The 20,497-nt window shown below is 61.2% G+C and carries 18 protein-coding genes; 12 read left to right on the top strand and 6 right to left on the bottom strand.

Annotated features, from left to right (window positions below):
- Window positions 1-55 precede the first annotated feature (55 nt).
- From V8N38_RS12295 to pqqF, 11 genes are all read left to right on the top strand, one after another.
- Window positions 56-1,276: an NADH:flavin oxidoreductase/NADH oxidase family protein gene (locus V8N38_RS12295; RefSeq protein ID WP_087762827.1), complete on the top strand. Its 1,221-nt coding sequence runs from the start codon at window positions 56-58 to the stop codon at window positions 1,274-1,276.
- A gap of 506 nt (window positions 1,277-1,782) precedes the next feature.
- Window positions 1,783-3,165 (top strand): diaminobutyrate--2-oxoglutarate transaminase, encoded by a 1,383-nt coding sequence (locus V8N38_RS12290; RefSeq protein WP_071845411.1) that lies wholly within the window; start codon window positions 1,783-1,785, stop codon window positions 3,163-3,165.
- An 18-nt stretch (window positions 3,166-3,183) separates the two neighbouring features.
- Window positions 3,184-4,653: a pyridoxal phosphate-dependent decarboxylase family protein gene (locus tag V8N38_RS12285; protein WP_060428375.1), complete on the top strand. Its 1,470-nt coding sequence runs from the start codon at window positions 3,184-3,186 to the stop codon at window positions 4,651-4,653.
- A 141-nt stretch (window positions 4,654-4,794) separates the two neighbouring features.
- The gene (locus V8N38_RS12280) at window positions 4,795-5,721 is read left to right on the top strand and encodes a LysR family transcriptional regulator (protein ID WP_147839965.1); all 927 of its coding nucleotides are present in this window, start codon (window positions 4,795-4,797) and stop codon (window positions 5,719-5,721) included.
- Window positions 5,722-5,854: 133 nt separating this feature from the next.
- Window positions 5,855-6,904, top strand: a complete 1,050-nt coding sequence (locus V8N38_RS12275) for a dipeptidase (RefSeq protein ID WP_087762829.1) — start codon at window positions 5,855-5,857, stop codon at window positions 6,902-6,904.
- Window positions 6,905-7,021: 117 nt separating this feature from the next.
- Window positions 7,022-7,099 carry a pyrroloquinoline quinone precursor peptide PqqA gene (gene pqqA, locus V8N38_RS12270; protein WP_004937827.1) on the top strand — a complete coding sequence of 26 codons (78 nt, stop codon included), beginning with the start codon at window positions 7,022-7,024 and terminating at the stop codon, window positions 7,097-7,099.
- 58 nt (window positions 7,100-7,157) lie between these two features.
- Window positions 7,158-8,069 (top strand): pyrroloquinoline quinone biosynthesis protein PqqB, encoded by a 912-nt coding sequence (pqqB, locus tag V8N38_RS12265; protein WP_147839966.1) that lies wholly within the window; start codon window positions 7,158-7,160, stop codon window positions 8,067-8,069.
- Between the two features lie 9 nt (window positions 8,070-8,078).
- Window positions 8,079-8,834, top strand: coding sequence for a pyrroloquinoline-quinone synthase PqqC (gene pqqC, locus V8N38_RS12260; protein WP_147839967.1), 756 nt, complete (start codon window positions 8,079-8,081; stop codon window positions 8,832-8,834).
- A complete protein-coding gene (gene pqqD, locus V8N38_RS12255; protein WP_016927749.1) occupies window positions 8,834-9,112 on the top strand; it encodes a pyrroloquinoline quinone biosynthesis peptide chaperone PqqD in 279 nt (92 codons plus the stop codon). Before pqqC ends, pqqD begins: the two co-directional genes overlap by 1 nt.
- On the top strand, window positions 9,105-10,241 hold the full coding sequence (gene pqqE, locus V8N38_RS12250; protein WP_060439955.1) for a pyrroloquinoline quinone biosynthesis protein PqqE: 1,137 nt from the start codon (window positions 9,105-9,107) through the stop codon (window positions 10,239-10,241). The genes pqqD and pqqE overlap by 8 nt, the downstream gene beginning before the upstream one ends.
- A 2-nt stretch (window positions 10,242-10,243) precedes the next feature.
- Complete coding sequence (gene pqqF, locus V8N38_RS12245; protein ID WP_147839968.1) at window positions 10,244-12,556, top strand: pyrroloquinoline quinone biosynthesis protein PqqF; 2,313 nt, start codon at window positions 10,244-10,246, stop codon at window positions 12,554-12,556.
- A gap of 406 nt (window positions 12,557-12,962) precedes the next feature.
- Here pqqF and V8N38_RS12240 read toward each other — a convergent pair whose 3' ends face one another.
- The 6 genes from V8N38_RS12240 to V8N38_RS12215 all read right to left on the bottom strand — a co-directional run bounded on the left by V8N38_RS12240 (window position 12,963) and on the right by V8N38_RS12215 (window position 19,363).
- The gene (locus V8N38_RS12240) at window positions 12,963-14,348 is read right to left on the bottom strand and encodes a purine-cytosine permease family protein (RefSeq protein ID WP_060418931.1); all 1,386 of its coding nucleotides are present in this window, start codon (window positions 14,346-14,348) and stop codon (window positions 12,963-12,965) included.
- A 162-nt stretch (window positions 14,349-14,510) separates the two neighbouring features.
- A complete protein-coding gene (locus V8N38_RS12235) occupies window positions 14,511-15,977 on the bottom strand; it encodes an aldehyde dehydrogenase (RefSeq protein ID WP_060439957.1) in 1,467 nt (488 codons plus the stop codon).
- Window positions 15,978-15,988: 11 nt separating this feature from the next.
- On the bottom strand, window positions 15,989-17,026 hold the full coding sequence (locus V8N38_RS12230) for an LLM class flavin-dependent oxidoreductase (protein WP_049199552.1): 1,038 nt from the start codon (window positions 17,024-17,026) through the stop codon (window positions 15,989-15,991).
- A 19-nt stretch (window positions 17,027-17,045) separates the two neighbouring features.
- Window positions 17,046-17,975: a flavin reductase family protein gene (locus V8N38_RS12225; protein ID WP_147839969.1), complete on the bottom strand. Its 930-nt coding sequence runs from the start codon at window positions 17,973-17,975 to the stop codon at window positions 17,046-17,048.
- The gene (locus V8N38_RS12220; RefSeq protein ID WP_100395807.1) at window positions 17,962-18,789 is read right to left on the bottom strand and encodes an alpha/beta fold hydrolase; all 828 of its coding nucleotides are present in this window, start codon (window positions 18,787-18,789) and stop codon (window positions 17,962-17,964) included. The genes V8N38_RS12225 and V8N38_RS12220 overlap by 14 nt, the downstream gene beginning before the upstream one ends.
- Entirely contained in the window at window positions 18,761-19,363 is a 603-nt protein-coding gene (locus V8N38_RS12215; protein WP_033648297.1) for an amino acid synthesis family protein, read from the bottom strand. Before V8N38_RS12215 ends, V8N38_RS12220 begins: the two co-directional genes overlap by 29 nt.
- A gap of 338 nt (window positions 19,364-19,701) precedes the next feature.
- On the opposite strand from V8N38_RS12215, the gene V8N38_RS12210 reads away from it, so the two are divergent.
- On the top strand, window positions 19,702-20,496 hold the full coding sequence (locus V8N38_RS12210; protein ID WP_204275777.1) for a GntR family transcriptional regulator: 795 nt from the start codon (window positions 19,702-19,704) through the stop codon (window positions 20,494-20,496).
- The last annotated feature ends 1 nt before the right edge of the window (window position 20,497 follow it).

Genomic DNA, 20,497 nt, shown 5'->3' with positions numbered 1-20,497 from the left:
GTTAACTTTAAACCTAGTATAGCGCCATTCCCCTTACGACAGGAGCGCAAAACCGATGTTTACCCCACTGACGCTGCCCAACGGCAGCCGCCTGACCAACCGTCTGGCCAAGGCGGCGATGGAAGAAAATCTGGCCGCCCCGGGCCAACTGCCCGGCCAGGCGCTGTGGCGCTTATACCGCTATTGGGCCGAAGGCGGCGCCGGCTTGATCATCACCGGCAACGTGATGATCGACGGCCGCGCCATGACCGGCCCCGGCGGCGTGGTGCTGGAACAAGACACGCCGCTCGCCCCGTTCGAAACCTGGGCCAAGGCCGCGCGCCAGGGCGGCGCGCAGGTGTGGATGCAGCTTAACCACCCGGGCCGGCAGGTGATGGCGAACATGGGCGGCAACGCATGGGCGCCCTCCGCCATCCCGCTGGCGATGGGCAAGCACAGCAAACTGTTTGCCCAGCCGCAGGCGATGGATGAAGCGCAGATCGCCGAGGTTATCGCGCGCTTCGCCGCCAGCGCGCACGCTGCAGAACGGGCCGGTTTTACCGGCGTGGAGATCCACGCGGCGCACGGCTACCTGATTTCCCAGTTTCTCTCGCCGCTGACCAACCAACGCAACGATCGCTGGGGCGGCGAGTTGGCGAACCGCGCCCGCCTGCTGCTGGAGGTGGTGCGTGCGGTGCGCGAGCGCGTCTCGCCGGGCTTTTGCGTGGCGGTCAAACTCAACTCCGCCGATTTTCAGCGTGGCGGTTTTTCATCGGACGATGCGCGCCAGGTGGTGCTGATGCTGAACGATCTGCCTGTCGATCTGATCGAACTGTCGGGCGGCAGCTACGAAAGCCCGGCGATGCAAGGCGAAACGGCGGACGGCCGCACCCTGGCGCGAGAAGCCTATTTTCTGTCCTTCGCCCGCGATCTTGCCGCGGTGGCCCGCATGCCGGTGATGACCACCGGCGGCATCGCCCGTCCTTCAGTAGCGCAGCAGGTGCTGGACAGCGGCGTCGCGGTTGCCGGCATCGCCACCGCCATGGCGGAAGTGCCCGATCTGCCGCGGCGCTGGCAAACCGGGGCGGCCCCCCATGCGCTGCCTGCCCCGGTCACCTGGCGCAGCAAAGCGATGGCGTCGCTCGCCCGCATGGCGTTGGTCAAGCGCCGGATGCGAGCGCTGAGTGACAATCGGCCACGCAGCGTGCGCTACTCCCCGCTGTTCACGCTGCTCGTCGATCAGTGGCGTACCCGCCGCATCCTGCAGCGCTACCACGCCTGGTTACGGCAACGTTAACGGCAACAGCGCCGGAGAACCCGGCCGGCGCTGCGTAAAAATCGCGCTTTTTTGATCGCGCTACGTGAAATCTGAGAGAAATCACCGATCTGGATGCTGCGCTTTTAACGCTTGGCCATTTATATTCATCACAAATTTTGTGTATATAAACGCTATAGGACTTAAGGTGGTGAATAGATAAAAATAAGCCGTTAATTCCTATTTATGTTATTAAACGGAAATTCACCTTATTAATAAGCGTATTAAAGCCGCCTGCAGGTTGGCGACGGAAAGGATTTTTGTGCCATGTTAACGATATGTTGTTTTTTACCGGCAAAACCAACGGTCAATAAATCAACAACATATTGATGAGCCTAAGAAAAAACTAAACAATTCAAAACAAAATCGGCTATTGAGTCCCAGGCGAAAAAGCCATATATTGGTCGCGCTTTTCACAAGGCAGTTACTTTTCTAATTCATTAATTCAATCGGAGCGTGTTGAGACCTTCGGTTGTAGGAGAGATATGATGACGGATAAAGTCCGTATTGATACTTTAGTTGCAAACTCATTAAACGGAAACAATGAAACCTATTTGGCGCGCCAAGCCGAATTTGAGTCGAATGTTAGGAGTTATCCGCGCAAATTGCCGTTGGCAATTGCGAAAGCCCAGGGCGTTTGGATCACTGATGTTGAGAATAATCAATATCTTGATTGCCTGGCCGGGGCGGGAACGTTGGCTCTTGGACATAATCACCCCGACGTCCTGCAAAGCATCCAAAATGTCATTACCAGCGGCTTGCCGTTACATACTCTCGATCTCACGACCCCGTTAAAAGATCGTTTCTCCGATTACCTGCTCTCTCTGTTGCCGGGCGAAGGCAAAGCCTATTGCCTGCAGTTCTGCGGCCCGTCCGGTGCCGATGCGGTGGAAGCCGCGCTGAAGCTGGCGAAAAAGCACACCGGCCGTTCCGGCGTGATCAGCTTCTCCGGCGGTTATCACGGCATGACCCACGGCGCGCTGTCGGTCACCGGCAACCTGTCGCCGAAGGCGGCGATCAACGGCATGATGCCGGAAGTGCAGTTCATGCCTTATCCGCATGAATACCGCTGCCCGCTGGGCATCGGCGGCGAAGCCGGCGTCAAGGCGCTGACCTACTACTTCGACAACCTGATCAACGACGTGGAAAGCGGCGTGCGTAAACCGGCGGCGGTGATCCTGGAAGCCGTTCAGGGCGAAGGCGGCGTTAACCCGGCACCGGCCGAGTGGCTGCAGCGCATCCGCAAAGTGACGCAGGAGCATGGCATTCTGCTGATCATCGACGAAGTTCAGGCCGGTTTCGCCCGTACGGGCAAGCTGTTCGCCTTCGAACACGCCGGCATCGAGCCGGACATCATCGTGATGTCGAAAGCGGTCGGCGGCGGCTTGCCGCTCGCGGTACTGGGCATCAAGAAAGAGTTTGACGCCTGGGAACCGGGTCACCACACCGGCACCTTCCGCGGCAACCAGCTGGCGATGGCCACCGGCCTGACCACCCTGCAATACCTGAAAGAGCACAAGGTCGCCGACAAAGTGGCCGCTCAGGGCGAATGGCTGAAAGGCAAACTGGCCGAGCTGCAGAAACGTTATCCGGTGATCGGTCACGTCCGCGGTCTGGGCCTGATGATCGGCATCGAGATCGTCAAGCCGAACGAAGCGCAGGATCACATGGGCTGCTACCCGGCCGATGGCGAACTGTCTGCGCTGCTGCAGAAGAAATGCTTCGAATCCGGCCTGATCCTGGAGCGCGGCGGGCGCAACGGCTGCGTACTACGTCTGCTGCCTTCGCTGCTGATCACCAATGATGAGCTGGGTATTTTCCTGGATAAATTTGAGCAGGCGCTGTTGGCCGCCGGCGTCAAGCCAGTCTGATTGGAGCGAATAACCGCGATGTCCAAGTTAAACCCGATTCTGGCTTCCTCGGCGCACAGCGCCGAGGCTTACCGTCAGGCGATCACGCAGAGCAGTGAAGCCGTCGTGCAGTGGCTGCAACAGCCCGAGATGTATCAGGGCAAAAGCGTGGCCGAACTGCGCGAGCGCATCAAGCTCGACTTCACCCCGCAAGGCCTGGGCAACCAGGCGGCGATCGATCGCGCCATCGAGTACTTTTTGAAAGACAGCCTGTCGGTGCACCACCCGCAGTGCGTGGCGCACCTGCACTGCCCGAGCCTGGTAATTAGCCAGGCCGCCGAAGTGCTGATCAACGCCACCAACCAGAGCATGGATTCCTGGGATCAAAGCCCGTCGGCCACGCTGATCGAAATGAAGCTGATCGAGTGGCTGCGTGCCCAGGTCGGTTACCAGCCTGGCGACGCCGGGGTGTTCACCAGCGGCGGCACCCAGAGCAACCTGATGGGGCTGATGCTGGCGCGCGATGCGTTCTTCGCGCGTCAGGGCCACTCCGTGCAGCAGGACGGCCTGGTGGGCGATCTGCGCAAGCTGAAGGTGTTCTGTTCTGAAAACGCCCACTTCTCGGTGCAGAAGAACATGGCGCTGATGGGCCTCGGCTATCAGTCCGTCACCCTGGTGAAAACCGATCGCTTCGCCCGTATGGACGTGAACGACCTGGCGGAAAAACTGGCGCAGGCCAAGGCCAACGGCGAGCAGGTGATGGCGATTGTCGCCACCGCCGGCACCACCGACGCCGGTGCCATTGACCCGCTGCGCGACATCGCGCGGCTGGCGGCGCAGCAGCAGATTTGGGTACACGTGGATGCGGCCTGGGGCGGCGCGCTGCTGCTTTCCGAGCAGTACCGCGACTACCTGGACGGCCTGGAACTGGTGGACTCCATTACCCTGGACTTCCACAAGCAGTTCTTCCAGACCATCAGCTGCGGGGCCTTCTTGCTGAAAGACGAGCGCCACTATGAGCTGATGCGCTATCAGGCGGCCTACCTGAACTCCGAGTTCGACGAAGCGCAAGGCGTGCCAAACCTGGTGTCCAAATCGCTGCAGACCACCCGCCGCTTCGATGCGTTGAAGCTGTGGATGGGGCTGGAAGCGCTGGGGCAGAAGCAATACGCCGAGATCATCGATCATGGCGTGACGCTGGCGCAGCAGGTGGCGCGTTACATCGCCGATCAGGAATCGCTGGAACTGGTGATGCAGCCGCAGCTGGCCAGCGTGCTGTTCCGCTACCGTCCGGCGCAGCTGGCGGCGAACGGCGACGCGGCCGTCGCGCTGTTCAACCAGCGCATCGGCGACGCCCTGCTGGAATCGGGCCGCGCCAACGTCGGCGTGACCGAGTTCGATGGCGTGACCTGCCTGAAGATGACGCTGCTGAACCCGATCGTGACGCTGGAAGACATCAAGCTGTTGCTGGCGCTGGTCGAGAAAACCGCCCAGCAGCTGCCGGCGTAACGCCGCGCAGCCTGCCACCCAAGCCGATAACCTCCGTTATCGGCTTTTTTATTGCTCATCAATCGCAGGAGACGCAGCGTTTACGCTGATATACTGCAGCAAACGCCTTCCCCCATTTCCAGCACCACAGGACACCCACGCATGACCGATCCGGATTTCAACCTGTTGATCGCACTCGACGCGCTGCTGACGGCGGGCAGCGTCGTCGGCGCCGCACGGCGTCTCGGTTTAAGCGCCTCGGCGATGAGCCGCACCCTCAGCCGGCTGCGCGCGGCCACCGGCGATCCCCTGCTGGTGCGCGCTGGCCGCCATATGGTGCTGACGCCCTATGCCGAAACGCTGCGCGAGCGGGCGCGGCACGCGGCGTTCGAAGCGCGCGCGGTGTTGCGCCCGGCGCAGGGGGCATTGGATCCCGCCGTGCTGGATCGGACCTTTACGCTACGTGCTAACGACGGCTTCGTCGAAGCCTTTGGCCCGGCGCTGATCGCCGCCGCGGCCGAACAGGCGCCGCGGGTGCGACTGCGCTTTGCGCCCAAGCCGGAGAAAAGCGACCGCCCCCTGCGTGAAGGGCTGGTCGATCTGGAGATTGGCGTGCTGGGTGACATGGGCCCGGAAATCCGCCTGCAGGCGCTGTTCCGCGATCGCTTCGTCGGCGTGATGAGAGCCTCACACCCGCTGGCGCAACAGCCGGAGATCGGCGCCGCCGACTACGCCGCCTGCGGCCACGTGGTGGCCTCGCGCAGCGGGCGCATCCTCGGGCCGGTAGATGCCGCGCTGGCGGAGCTGGGGCTGGCACGCCATATCGCCGCCGTGGTGCCGAGCTTTCCGGCCGCGCTGGCGGTGGCGCAAGCCTCGAACCTGCTGGCGTTGCTGCCCGCCTCGTTCCTGCATGCGCAACCGGCGGGCGGCCCGCTGCGCGTCTTCGAGCTGCCGGTGAAAACGCCGCCCATCACCGTGTCGCAAATGTGGCATCCGCGCCTAGACGCCGAGGTAGATCACCGCTGGCTGCGCCAGCTACTGCTGACGGTCTGCCGCCAACGCGTGCAGGAACCGCTTCACGCAGAGTGACAATGTCACTAAAATTTACCCTGCTGACGGCGAGTGATCCAGCCGACGGCAAAGCCCCCATAGCCTGAGGGTTGTTCCCCCTCGCGCGATGGGAGAACATAGCGTTCACGATGCCTGACTCAGTGAAGCGCCCATGACACTTCCCCCTCTCTGGCCGGTGTTCGACGGCCATAACGACCTGCTGCTCAACCTGTGGCTGCAGCATGACGACGATCCGGCCACCGCCTTCTATTCCCGCGTCACGCCGGGCCACCTCGATTTCGCCCGCATGCGGCGCGGCGGATTTTTCGGCGGGCTGTTCGCGGTATTTATTCCCCCGGTCAGCTATATCGCCCAGATGCGCCACCAAACGCAGGACGAGGCGCAGGCCACCTTCGATCCGCTGGCGATCGCCGAACGGCAAATCGCCATCCTGCAGCAGCTGGAGCAGGCTTCTCAGGGGCAGCTGCGCATCTGTCGCACCGCCACCGAGATAGAACAGTGTCGTCTCAACCGACAAATCGCCGCGGTGCTGCATATTGAAGGCGCCGGCATGATCGATGCGGAGCTGACGCAGCTGGAGGCCTTCTACCGGCTGGGCGTGCGCAGCATCGGGCCCTTCTGGAATCTGCCGAACGCCTTCGGCACCGGCGTCAGCGGGCCGTTCCCCGGCTCACCCGATACCGGCCCCGGCCTGACGCCGGCCGGCGAGGCGCTGATCCGCGCCTGCAACCGCCGCCGCATCATGATAGACGTCTCGCACATGAACGAGAAAACCTTCTGGCAAACCGCCGAGCTGAGCCGCGCGCCGCTGGTCGCCACCCACTCCAACGCCCACGCCCTCTGCCCGCAACCGCGTAACCTGACCGACGCACAGCTGGACGCCATCGCTCAGAGCGGCGGGATGGTCGGCGTCAATTTCGGTACCGCCTTCCTGCGTGCGGACGGCAAACGTGACAGTGCAACGACTGGCTTAACAGAAATTGTTAAACACGTTGAGTATTTGATCGCTAAACTTGGTGAAGATCGCGTGGGATTTGGCTCTGATTTTGACGGGGTCAACGTACCGCACCCGTTGGCAGATGTCGGCGGCCTGCCGCTGCTGACGCAAGCGCTGGCACAGGCCGGGTTCGATAACCGGCTGCTGGAGAAGCTGACCTGGCGCAACTGGCTGAACGTGCTCGCCACCACCTGGGGCGAATAACCCGGTTACGCTTTAAAGGTTGCGATCTCCGTCACATTTCGCCAACATTGGGCCGGCCGAATGCGAATGTTTCTCATTGGGCTCGAACTATTACGATGCATGCTAAGGAGCACCGCTATGACTACCTGGACTAAACCTGAATTTGTTGACCTGCGTCTGGGTCTGGAAGTGACGCTGTACATTTCCAACCGTTAATCGCCCGTCTGCCCGCCTTTCGCGCGGGCATTTCTTTCCCTCTCTTTCTGGTTTAGACATGCAGATAAAAGTTCTCGGCTCAGCAGCAGGCGGCGGCTTTCCCCAGTGGAATTGCAACTGCGACAACTGCCGGGGCGTTCGCGACCACAGCATCAACGCCACGCGCCGCACCCAGTCTTCCATCGCCGTCAGCGACGACGGTAAAAACTGGGTACTGTGCAACGTTTCCCCGGACATTTGCCATCAGCTGCTGGCCTCGCCCGAATTGAATAATCCCGATGTGCTGCGCGGCACCGGTATCGGCGCGATCGTGTTGACCGACAGCCAGATCGATCACAGCGCGGGCTTGCTCAATTTGCGCGAGGGCTGCCCGCATCACGTCTGGTGCACGCCTGAAGTGCATGACGATCTCAGCACCGGCTTCCCGGTGTTTCCCATGCTCTCCCACTGGAACGGCGGGCTGATTCACCACCCGGTGACGCCCGGGGAGCCGTTCCACACGGCGGTCTGTCCGACCGTGCGCTTTACCGCCATTCCGCTACTCAGCAACGCGCCGCCCTATTCGCCGTACCGCGATCGCCCGCTGCCGGGCCACAACGTGGCGCTGTTTATCGAAGATACCGCGCGCGGGGTCGGGCTGCTGTACGCACCGGGCCTGGGTGAGCCGGACGAGGCGCTGATGCCGTGGCTGCGCCGCGCGGGCTGCCTGCTGATCGACGGCACGCTGTGGCGCGACAACGAGCTGGCCAACGCCGGCGTGGGCCGCAATACCGGCAAAGACATGGGGCATCTGGCGTTGGCGGAAGAACACGGGCTGGCGGCCCTGCTCGCCACCTTGCCCGCCAGGCGCAAAATCCTGATCCACATTAACAATACCAACCCAATCCTCAATGAAGACTCGGCAGAGCGGCAAAGCCTGACCGCCGCCGGCATTGAAGTGAGCTGGGACGGCATGAATATCGAACTGTAGGGAACCGCCATGACGCAACCACTGCCCCTGACTCCGCCGGCATTTGAAGCGGCGCTGCGCGCCAAAGGCGCTTATTACCATATCCACCACCCGTACCACATCGCGATGCACAACGGTGAAGCAACCCGCGAGCAGATCCAGGGCTGGGTGGCCAACCGGTTCTACTACCAGACCAGCATTCCGATCAAAGACGCGGCGATCATGGCTAACTGCCCGCAGCCGGAAACCCGCCGCAAATGGGTGCAGCGCATCCTGGATCACGATGGCTACGGCGGCAGCGAAGGCGGCATCGAAGCCTGGCTGCGCCTGGGCGAAGCCGTCGGGCTGCAGCGCGACGCCCTGCTCTCTGAAGCGTTGGTGCTGCCGGGCGTGCGCTTTGCGGTGGACGCCTACGTCAATTTCGCGCGCCGCGCCTGCTGGCAGGAAGCGGCCTGCAGCTCGCTGACCGAACTGTTCGCGCCGCAAATCCATCAATCGCGCCTCGACAGCTGGCCGCAGCACTATCCGTGGATCGACGCCGCCGGCTACGACTATTTCCGCAGCCGCCTCGGCCAGGCCAACCGCGATGTGGAACACGGCCTGGCGCTCGCACTGGACTATTGCGACACCGTTGAAAAGCAGCAGCGCATGCTGGAGATCCTGCAGTTCAAACTGGATATTCTGTGGAGCATGCTGGACGCCATGAGCATGGCCTACACCCTGAACCGCCCGCCTTATCACAGCGTGACCGCCGCGCGGGTATGGCACAACCAGAGGCTGGTGTAATGACGCTGAACCCTGAACACACCCCGGTCTTCCGCCGCGGCTACCGCCTGCAATGGGAGCAAGTGCAAAACAGCCACGTGATCCTCTACCCGGAAGGCATGGCCAAGCTGAACGACAGCGCCGCCGCCATCTTGCAGCTGGTCGATGGCCACACCACGCTGAACGGCATCATCGCGCAGCTGAACGCCCGCTTTCCCGGCGCCGAGGGGTTGGCGGATGACGTGCTGGAGTTTTTCCAGCGCGCCTACGAACAAAAATGGGTGACCTTCCGTGACTGAAGCACGCGCGCCGGCGGTGAACCCGCCGCTCTGGCTGCTGGCGGAGCTGACCTACCGCTGCCCGCTGCAGTGCCCCTATTGCTCCAACCCGCTCGATTTTGCCGCGCAGGAAAAAGAGCTGACCACCGCGCAGTGGATTGAGGTGTTTCGCCAGGCGCGGGCGATGGGCAGCGTGCAGCTCGGTTTTTCCGGCGGCGAGCCGCTGGTGCGTAAAGACCTGCCCGAGCTGATCGCCGCCGCGCGCGATCTCGGCTTTTACACCAACCTGATCACTTCCGGCATCGGCCTGACAGAGAAGAAGCTGCAGACCTTCGCCGACGCCGGGCTGGACCATATCCAGATCAGTTTTCAGGCCAGCGACGAAACGCTGAACGCCGCGCTGGCGGGCTCCGCCAAGGCGTTTCAGCAGAAGCTGGCCATGGCCAGGGCGGTCAAGGCGCTCGGCTATCCGATGGTGCTCAACTTCGTGTTGCATCGCCACAATATCGGTCAGATCGACCGCATTATCGAACTGGCGATCCAGCTGGACGCCGACGACGTCGAGCTGGCGACCTGCCAGTTCTACGGCTGGGCACACCTCAACCGCGAGGGCCTGCTGCCGACCCGCGAGCAGATCGCCGACGCGGAAGCGGTGGTAAAACGCTACCGCGAACGCATGGCCGCCGACGGCAAGCTGGCCAACCTGCTGTTCGTCACGCCGGACTACTACGAGGAGCGCCCCAAAGGCTGCATGGGCGGCTGGGGTGCGATCTTCATGAGCGTAACGCCGGAAGGCATGGCGTTACCCTGTCATAGCGCCCGTCAGTTGCCAATCGCCTTCCCGTCGGTGCTGGAGCACGATCTGCAGCATATCTGGTACCACTCGTTCGGTTTTAACCGCTATCGCGGCTATGACTGGATGCCGGAGCCCTGCCGTTCCTGCTCGGAGAAAGAGAAAGACTACGGTGGCTGCCGCTGCCAGGCGTTCATGCTGACCGGCAACGCCGACAACGCCGACCCGGTATGCGGCAAATCGCCGCACCACGGCACCATTCTGGCGGCGCGGGAAGCGGCGAATCGTTCGCAGATCGGTATCGATCAGCTGCGTTTTCGCAATCAAACCAACTCCCGTCTGATTTTCAAGGGTTGACGATGGCACTCGCCGGCACCTCCTGGCAGCTCGACAACGGTTTGGCCGTCAAGGCGATAAGCGATCCTGCCGCCGCTAGCGCCGCCGCGCTGGTGCGCATTGAAGCGGGCAGTTTTCAGGCGCCCACCGCCTGGCCGGGCCTGGCGCATCTGCTGGAGCATATGTTGTTTCGCGGCAGCGCGAACTTCAGCGCGCAAGATAGTCTGATGGGCTGGGTACCGTCGGTGGGCGGCCGACTGAATGCCACCACTCAGGCGACGCAAACCGCGTTTTTCTTCGAGGTGGGCGCCGATCATTTGGCGCAGGGGCTGGCGCGGCTGAGCGATATGCTCGCCGCCCCACAGCTGGCGGCCGAGGCGATCGCACAGGAGGTTGAGGTCATCGACGCCGAATACCGCCTGCTGCGCGCCGAGGTGGAAACCCGCTGCGAAGCCGCACAGCGGCAGATGTTCGCCGGCCTGGACGCCATGCACCGCTTTCATATCGGCAGCCGCGCCGCTTTCGGCAACGACATTTCCGCCCTGCAGCAGGCGCTGCGGCAGTTTCACCGGCGCTATTTTCGCGCGCCAAACCTGACGCTGTGGCTGCAAGGCCCACAATCGCTGGCGCAGCTGCATGTTCTGGCCCAGCGTTACGGCAGCCGCTTGCCATCGGGCAGCGCCATACCGCACAAAGCCTCACCGCCGCTGACCGCTGCGAAAGATTACACTCTGTCTCTTCCCGGCACGCCGCAACTGAGACTGGTGTTTGCCCTGTCGCGCTCCCATGCGCGCGGTTGGCTGCGGCGGCTGGAGCGCCTGCTGCTGGACGAAGCCCCCGGCGGGCTGCTGGCGCGGCTGCGCGCTCAGGCATGGTGCGATGCGGTTCGGCTTGATTATTCGCGCTGCAGCGAGAACAACGCGCTGCTGAGTTTTATCTTTACCGTCAATCACGGTTCAGCCACTGAAGCTGCCCACATCGAAAGCGCGTTGTTGGCGTGGCTGCAGGCGCTGCAGGTGCTGGCACCGGCTCAGCTTGCGCATTACGAACGGCTGGCCAATCGCGATCTCCACCGTTTGGCGCCGCTCGATCAGCTGCGCGCCAGAGCGTTTGGGTTGCCGCCGGCGGAGCCGAACGACGATTGGCCACGGCATATTGCGGCGCTGATTAGCGCGCCGCGCCGCCGCCTGGCCGTGCGGCCCGATGGCGGCGGCGAAACCCGTGTAATTCAAGGGCTGCCGCTGGCGCTTGGCCCCTTCGTCGGCGCCGCGCTGACGCCCGCAGCGGAATCTTTTCGCTTTTTCACCGCCTCGGCGGCGCTGCCGAGTCCGACTTTGCCTTCCGGCCTGGCGCCGCTGCGGCATCTGCTCCCTGGCGAAGCGCAGCCGGTGCTGTTGCTGCGGCCGGCGCCGTCCAGCCCCTTCAGCGATGAACAGGCCTGCGGCATACAGGCGGCGCTGCGCGCCGGGGCGGCCGAACTGGCGCATCGGGAGGGACATTTAAGCTTCGAACGCCACCAGGGCGTGTGGCTGCTGCAGTTGGCGGGCAGCCACGCGCTGATCTGCCATGGGCTGAGCGTAGTAAACCGGGCGCTGGCGGTGTTGTCGCCGGCCGTGCTCAACGAGGCGGCGAGAAACCTGCACCATACGCAGCGGAAAGCGCAAAACGATATTGCCATTCGCCGTCTGCTAGCCCAGTTGCCGGCGGCGCTCAGCGCGCCAACCGCAGCGGCGCAATGGCATGCCACCTTGATCGGCGGCGATGGCGAGTTGAAACGGCAGCTGTCGCACCTGCTGTACGGCTTCCCCTATTCCGTGGCCGCGGAGCCGCCGCTGCCGACACATCACCATCATCGCCCCATTACGCTGACGGAAAGCGGTGCCGAAAGCGCCTTACTGCAGTTTTACCCGCTGCCGAACGGCGAAGCCGAAGGGCGTTGGGCGCTGCGCGTGCTGGCTCAGCTTTACGCCCCGCGTTATTTTCAGCGGTTGCGCGTGGATCGCAACGTGGGCTATGTGGTGCAATGCGCCTTCCACCGCTGTGCCGATGCCGAGGGCCTGCTGTTCGCGCTGCAATCCCCGACGTTCAACGTTGAACAGCTGCGGCAGTTGACCGACGAATTCTTACTGCAGATGCACCATGAGCTGGCGCACGTTGGCGCTGGCGAGCTGGCGCAAATACAACAGGCGCTGCGGCAAAGCCTGCAGCGCCTCAGCACCGAATCGTTGCAGCGCGCCCGAGAAATTGCCTTGGAAGATCGCGCACTCATTGCCGCCAAGCCGATGACACTGACGCAACTGACGGATTGGCAGCAGCGGCTGTTCCCCGCAGGCTGATGTTGCGGCGATGCCAGTCCGACGCGATATAAACGCAGCAAGACAAACAATCATCGGGAAAAGATATGTCTCAGAAAATCATGTTATCCCTGTAAAGCTTGCTCCGGAAAATTATTTAAATAAGAGCATGTTGATAAATCGCTTAACCGACTTCTTCCTTTTCCTTTTATACCAGGCATATATTCTTCGCTTTTTCATTCTTCTAAACTCATAAGCTAGAGATATATAAAACACCATGAGCAGCAACATTAATATAACAATCATAAGTTAGCCCAAATCCATTTAGCCATTTCATATGATTATTATCTAATTTAATAAATTAAAAAATTAGAAACATCCTGTTCTAAATATTACTTTATCACATCCCTCAAACCGGCCTTTTATGCTGGCCGGCGAGGCTCGAGAGTTATAATTGCACCGCCCAGTTAGCCCGTCGTGAACAACACAGTGGGTAAGCGATGCCGGTCAGCACCATGCTGATCACCCAGGAAATGTCTGCGCCCGGGATTAGATTGGCGTAAGGGCCGGAGAAGAACGCGTTCTCAACAAAAGGCACCTGCACCGCAATACCGCCGAAATAAACGCCGAGCGCGCGGGTGTTAAGCAGGCCGTAGCGCCCGCCGTCGGCGCTGAAAATGGCCGAAATGTCATAGCGTTGGCGGTTAAGCAGGTAAAAATCGATCAGGTTGATCATGCACCACGGGATCAGCACTGAGATCAAGGCAAAGATCAGGTTCAGGAACAGATGTACAAAGTTGGCCGAGGCAACCAACGCCACCCATACCGATCCCAGCAAAATCAATGCCGAGAACAGCGTACGTATCCGCGCATTAGGCATCCACTGCGGCAAGAAGGTTTGTACGGCGGTAATCAACGAGAGCACCGCACCGTACAAATTCATCGAGTTATGGCAGATGATGTTGATCAGAAACAGCACCATCAGCACCGGCCCCAACCCTCCCGTCGCCTGGCGTACCGCCTCCATGGCATCGTCGCTGCCGGCGACCAGATTGACCGCCACCATACCGAACACGAAGGCTAAAATGGTACCGCTGCAGGCGCCCAGATAGGTATACAGGAAGGGTTTGGCAATGCCGACTTCCGCCGGCAGGTAACGCGAATAGTCTGACGTGTAGGGAGAGAAACTGATTTGCCAGACGGCGCCGATGCAGAATGTGGCGAACCAACCGGCAATGCTGAACGATCCCCGCTGCCAAAAATCCGCCGGCAGCGGTTGAGAAAACATCAATACCAACCCGAGAATCAGCGCGCTGCCCATCACCCAGGCGCCGATTTTGTTGATCTTGTGGATGAAACGGTAGCCCACCACCCCGATCAGCGTCGCCAGCACCGCGCCAATCACCGTCGCCACGCCCATGCTCAATGACGGGATGACGTTATGGATGACCTTGCCAGAAAGCGTGATGTTGGAAATAAAGAACCCCAGATAGATCACCGTGGTGAACACGATCACCAACAGCGAACCATAGCGGCCGAACTGCGCCCGGCTCTGCACCATTTGCGGTATCCCGACCTGCGGACCCTGGGCCGAGGTCAGCGCCAGAAAAATGCCCCCGAACAGGTGGCCGGCGACAATCGCGCTCAGCGCCGAGAGAATATCGAGATGAAACGTCTGCGTGGAGATGGCCCCGGTCACCACCGCCAGCGGCGCAATGTTGGTGCAAAACCACAGGGTAAACAGGCTGCGGGCATGGCCGTGACGCTCCGCGGCGGGAACAAAATCGATCGACTTGTCTTCAATAAACGCGGTCTGCTCTGGCTGAGAATTCATATATCCCCCGGTTAACGTGGATTCTTATTTTTTTACAGCGTGTAGGGTGCGAATACGTCGAAAAAAGCGTGCGTTTGCCCCGGCGACATTGCGGTCGCCTGTATCAACGCGATGAAAACAGGGCTGCCGGCGCGACCTGAGATCGCGCCTGATTACGCTGACTCAGCGCATGACGAAGGGATCGTCTATCGGATCGTCACTGGTGCGCAGCCACACCGTCTTGCTGGTGGTGTATTCCAGCGCGGCGTCAATCCCGCCCTCGCGGCCAAACCCCGACTTGCCGTAACCGCCGAACGGCGCCAGCGGCGATACCGCCCGATAGGTATTCAGCCACACCACGCCCACCCGCAGGCGTCGGGTCACCCGATGCGCACGCGTCAGGTTCTGCGTGAAAATGCCGGCCGCCAGGCCATAGGCTGAATCATTGGCAAGCTGAATCGCCTCCGCTTCGTCCCTGAAGGTCAACACCGACAGCACCGGGCCGAACAGCTCTTGCTTTACGCACTCGGCGTCGGGTTGCGCACTGCAGTCGACGATCGTCGGCGGGTAATAAAAGCCCGGTGAATCGATCGCCGCGTGGCCAACCACCAGTTTCGCCCCCTGCTCCAGCGAGCGGCTGACGATGGCGGCGATCCGCTCTTGCTGCTGCCGGGTACAAAGCGGCCCGAACTGGGTGTCCGGGCGATCCGGCGGCCCGATGCGAATACTGCGCACCTTCTCCGTCAGCCGGGCCAAAAACGCGTCTTTGATGCTTTCTGCCACCAACAGGCGCGAACCGGCTACGCAGCTCTGGCCCGACGCGGCGAAAATGGCCGCCACCTGCGCATTCGCCGCGCTGGTCAGATCCGCATCGTCGAAGACGATAAACGGCGATTTCCCGCCCAGCTCCAGCGAGGTGCTGGCGAGGTTTTCCGCACTGCCGCGAACGATGTGCTTCGCGGTTTCCGCGCCGCCGGTAAAGGCGATGTGGTCTACCTGCGGATGCGCCGTCAGCACCGCGCCGCAGTCGGCGGCAAAGCCGGTGATCACATTGCATACGCCGCGTGGAAAACCGGCCTCGTCTATCAGCCTGGCGAACGCCAGCAGCGGCGCCGGCGCGGTTTCCGCCGCTTTGACCACCAGCGTGCAGCCGGCGGCGATCGCCGGGCCGATTTTCACCGCCGCAAGAAACAGCTGGCTATTCCAGGGCACGATCGCCGCCACCACCCCGATCGGTTCTCGCCGCACCCAGGTTTCCATGTCAGGTTTGTCGATCGCCAGCACGCTGCCTTCCATCTTGTCGGCCAGGCCGGCGTAATACCGGTAGTATTCCGCCACATAAGCGATCTGCGCCTGGGTTTCCCGGATGATCTTGCCGGTATCCAGCGTCTCCAGCCGCGCCAGCTCGGGAGCGTGTTGCTCCAGCAAATCGGCCAGCCGCAACAACAGCTTGCCGCGCGCGCCGGCGGTCATATCGCGCCATTCGGATCCCTGAAACGCCCGGTGCGCCGCGGCAACGGCGCGATCCACATCCTGGGCGCGGGCTTCCGCCACCTGCGCCCAGGGTTCACCGGTCGCCGGGTTGAGCGAGGCGAAGGTCGCCGAACCGGCGTCAAACCGGCCGTCGATGTAGAGTTTGAATGATTCCATCAGCGCCTCCGTCAGTGAAATTCCGGCATCACGCAGCGAATGAACCGCTCCAGAGAGGCCTTTTTACGTGCAAAGCTCATGCCGCTGTCAATCCACAACGCAAACTCGTCATAACCCAGCGCCTCATATTTTTTCAGCCGCGTAATGACCTCATTGGCGGTACCGATAGCCAGGTTAGTGCGCATCATCTCGGCGGAATAATAGGTATTGGCGGCGATCTCTTCATCGCTCAGCGGCTGAATCAGCCCTTGCCGCACCGGCCGCTGGTTCTTGAACCAGGCGCCGAAGTAGTGGTAGAAACGGTTGAGCTCTTCCGCCGCCAGGCGGGCGTCCGCCTCGTCTTCCGCCACATAGCCATGCTGCAACAGCATGATCTTCAGCGGCTGCTCGGCGGCGAAGCGTGCACGCGCCTCGTTGAAACAGGTCACCAGCCGCACGATCTCCTCTTCCCCCTGATGCAGCGGCGTCACCTGAACGTTGCAGCCGTTTTGCACCGCAAATTCGTGGCTGTTGGGATCGCGCGCCGCCACCCAAATCGGCGGATGCGGCTGCTGTTTCGGCAGCGGCGAGGAGGTGGTCGCCGGGAACGACCAGTATTCCCCCTGATGGGCATAGTCGCCCTGCCAGAGTTTTTTTACCGCCGGGATCAGCTCGCGCATGCGCTGCCCCGCATCCCAGGCGGTCAAACCGGGCATCAGCCGTTCGTATTCATAGGAATAGGCGCCACGCGCGATACCCAGCTCCAGCCTGCCGCCGGTGATGATGTCGGTCATCGCCGCCTCGCCCGCCAGACGGATCGGGTGGTTGAACGGCGCAATGATGGTGCCGGTGCCGAGCCGCACCCTGGAGGTGCGCCGGGCAATGTCCGCCAGATTGATGAACGGATTCGGCGCGATGGTGAAATTCATGCCGTGGTGCTCACCGGTCCAGATGGCGTGCATGCCGCCGCGATCGGCGATTTCACAGAGTTCGATCATCTCCTGGTAGAGCTTTTCCTGCGACTCTTCGGGTAACGTTCGTTCCATATGCACGAATAAAGACAGTTTCATCACACTCTCCCGTTCAGCCTCAACCGGCGAATTGCTTGATGGCACCGCTGTGCTCATCGCCATAATAGATACCGTAATTGCCCACGGCGTTTTCTTTGACGAACCGGCCCAGCATCGACCGCAGCGCCGGATCCTTGATCGGCAGCCGCGCCAGCGTCGGCATATCGAACCATTCCGCCGCGCTCAGCTGCGGCGTCAGGCTGCCGGCGTCGGTCGGCAGCGCACACAGAAAAACGATGTGCTGCTGGTGCTTCTGCCGGTCGTCATAGACGGAATAGACGAAACCCGGATGGGCGTTGATGCCCAACTGCTGCAGTAAATCTCCCAACGTTTCGCTGACGCTGCGTTTCTCCACCGCGCTGGACGGCAGCTGATAGCCGCCGTCGTTTTGCCGTACCATCACGGCATGCCCTTCAAACTCGATCAGCGCGCTCACCACCACCTGCGGCCCGCCAATCAGCGACTGCGCGTTTTGATACGGCGTGAAATAGGCACCGCGGTAATACCCCAGACCGGCGGTGGCGTTGGACTCGAACCCTTCGACCTGGCCGATCAAAATGGCATGGTCGCCGGCATCCACCACCTGATGCAGCGAGCAGTCGAACCACGCCGAACTGTTCTCGATCAGCGGCACCCGCGACGCGCTCCAGCGCCAATCGATCAGCGCAAAGCGGTCTTCGTTCTTTTGCGCAAAAATGGTTGAAGCCTCTTTTTGCTGTTCCGCCAGAATATTGATGGCGAAGTGGCTGCACTGGGTAAAGTGTTCCAGGTTTGCCGAACGTTTATCGATGCTCACCAACAGCAGCGCCGGATCCAGCGACACCGAAGAAAACGAATTGGCGGTGAAGCCAATCGGCCGCCCCTGCTTGTCCACCGAGGTCACAATGGTGACGCCGGTCATAAAGGCGCCGAAAGCGTCGCGCAACTGCCTGCGTTTATCCGCGTCCATTTGCCGCTCCTAAAGTCAAAGGTTGCTCTGCGGTCAGAAAATCGAGCATCAGCGCGTTGACGCGTTGCGCATCGGTCAGACTGACCATGTGTTTGGCGTTCTCAATGATCACCGCGCGCCCGTTCGGTGCGGCCTGCGCCATTTGCCGCGCCATCTCCGGGCTGGAGTTGGCGTCGTGCTCGCCGGTCAATACCAACACCGGGCAGCGGATAAGGTGCCAACGCTGGGCATACACCCGATCGCCGGTAGCAAACGCCTGATACGCGCGGGCGTAGCCCGTGACGTCCACCTGTTGCAACCAGCCACCCACCTGCTGGCGCAGACGCTGTTCGGCGGGATCGGCGCCAAACCACCGGCTCAGCGGCGAGTCGATCTGCGTCTGGCCGCTGGCCAACGCGCTGGCGCGTTGCGCAACCGCGGCACTGGCCTGGGCCGAGCGCTGGAACACGCCGCTCATCACCACGGCGCGTTTGACCCGCTCCGGATAATCGATCGCCAAACCGGCGGTGATCAACGCCCCCATCGAGTGCCCCGCCACCGCAACGCTCGGCGTATCCAGGGTGTTTAAGAAGGCCGACATCCAGCGCACGTAATCCTCCAGCGTCGCGGCGTGGGCGAAGCCTTCGCTTTCGCCGTGGCCCGGCATATCGACGGCGATGACCCGAAAGTGCGCGCTAAGCGCATCGAGCTGGGGATACCAGGCCTCCGCGTTCATGCCTACGCCGTGGATCAACACCAGCGGCTCGCCACGCCCGGCCTCCAGATACCCTACCCGCAGAGCGGGCTCAGACAGCTGCCGGATTGTTCTGATCATGGCCCAGCTCTTTCAGATCCAAATAACGGTTGCCGATACGGTGATGCGGCCGCCCCCCCAGCGCCGCGCCCAGTGCGATGACGATTTCGTCGTCGAAAGGCGCGTCGTTGATGTTGAACTGGAATGTCAGGTAGTGCTCGCGGCTGCCTTCGTCGTTTTTCCCCATCATCGGGATCAGGATCGGCGCGTTGGCCGGCCCGCGGGTATTGTTGAACGCCAGATAGCTTTTACCGTTGACCGCCGAGCGGTAGTGGTTGCCGAAATGCAGCGTGTGAATCAGCGCCGAGGCGTGTTCCAACTCACCGCCCAGCCCCACCACCGCGCTTTTGCCGAAGGCTTCCACCCGCTCGCCAGAGCCGGCCTCTTTGAGGATCAAACCGGTCAGCAGCTCACCCAGCACCGGCGCCATTTCTCGAATCTTTGGCGCCAGATCCTCAACAAAGCCTTGACCGGCCCAGGGGTTTTTAATCACCGCCGCCGCCGCGATCATCACCAGCGGTTTGCCCGCCGATTTGCCACCGTCGGCGTAGAGGGTTTCTGTGGAAACCAGAGTCTTACGGATGTCTTGATGCATAAGGGACCTCGAAAAGTAAACCAAATGTTAATCAGATGTCACGAGTCGAGGGTATAACATCGGGCAGATTGGCATGTCAAAATTTGGTATACCATAATACGGTATTCTTATTTTCATCTAATAAGGTAAAGGGAAATTGAAAATAACCTATATTAATCAAAATATTAATAAATCTGCGTGGACTTTGGCCGGGGGCGAAACGCCGGCCACGACCGCTTCCGCTCAGCGGCCGGTGCCCGTGCCGAACCCGTTGAGCCAGCGGGTATCGGCAACGAAAAGCGTTTTTTTTAGGCTATCTTTCGATTTTGTGAGCTGCTGCAACATTCGCCGTTTTAGCGATGCGGCGCGAAATCGGCCGCCGTTGCTTTGCGGGTTGGAAAGATGTTAATAGTACCGGGCAAACGGGAATACGCGTCGTTATCCGGATTAATGATGATCCACAAAAAATAGAGACAATTATGGTTCAGGCGTCATTGAAGATTGAGAATGCACCGGTCACCTTGCGCGAATTGGCATTGGCGAAAATTAGGCAGGCGATTATCTCAGGGTATTTTCAGGCCGGCGATCGTTTGGTGGAACGCAGCCTGTGCGAGGAGCTGGGCGTCAGCCGCAGCGTGGTGCGCGAGGTGATCCGTTATCTCGAAGCGGAGGGGCTCATTGAAACACTCGGCAAGAAAGGGCCGATTGTCGCTATTCTGACCTGGGAAATTGCCGAGCAGATTTATACTATTCGTCTGCTGCTTGAACAGGATGCCGCTCACGACTGCGCTTTGAAAGCCGGGCCGGAAGATAAAAAGAAACTGCATGAAAAATTAATTGCAATTAATCAGGCTTCGGCCGGGCAGGACGATATTCAGCGCGTTGAGGCGTCGCAGGCCTTTTATGAAACCATTTTCCAGGTGGCCCATCACGCCATCGCCTGGGAAATCGTTCAACGCCTGAATAGCCGCATCAGCCGCCTGCGCGCCCTGACCCTGAAAACCCCGGAGCGCCAGCTGGCCGGTTTCGAGCGCATGACGCGGATCTATCACGCCATCGAACAAAACAATCCGACACAGGCCAGGCAAGAAGTCATCGATCACCTGACCGAGGCCGCCGCGCTGGCTAAGCGCATTCTGCAACAGGAGCCCTGAG

Origin of the sequence: Serratia nevei, assembly GCF_037948395.1 — a bacterium.
GTDB classification, from domain to species: Bacteria; Pseudomonadota; Gammaproteobacteria; order Enterobacterales; family Enterobacteriaceae; genus Serratia; species Serratia nevei.
The sequence above is the reverse complement of the archived record's forward strand: the minus strand, read 5'-3'. Positions and strand labels throughout refer to the sequence as shown.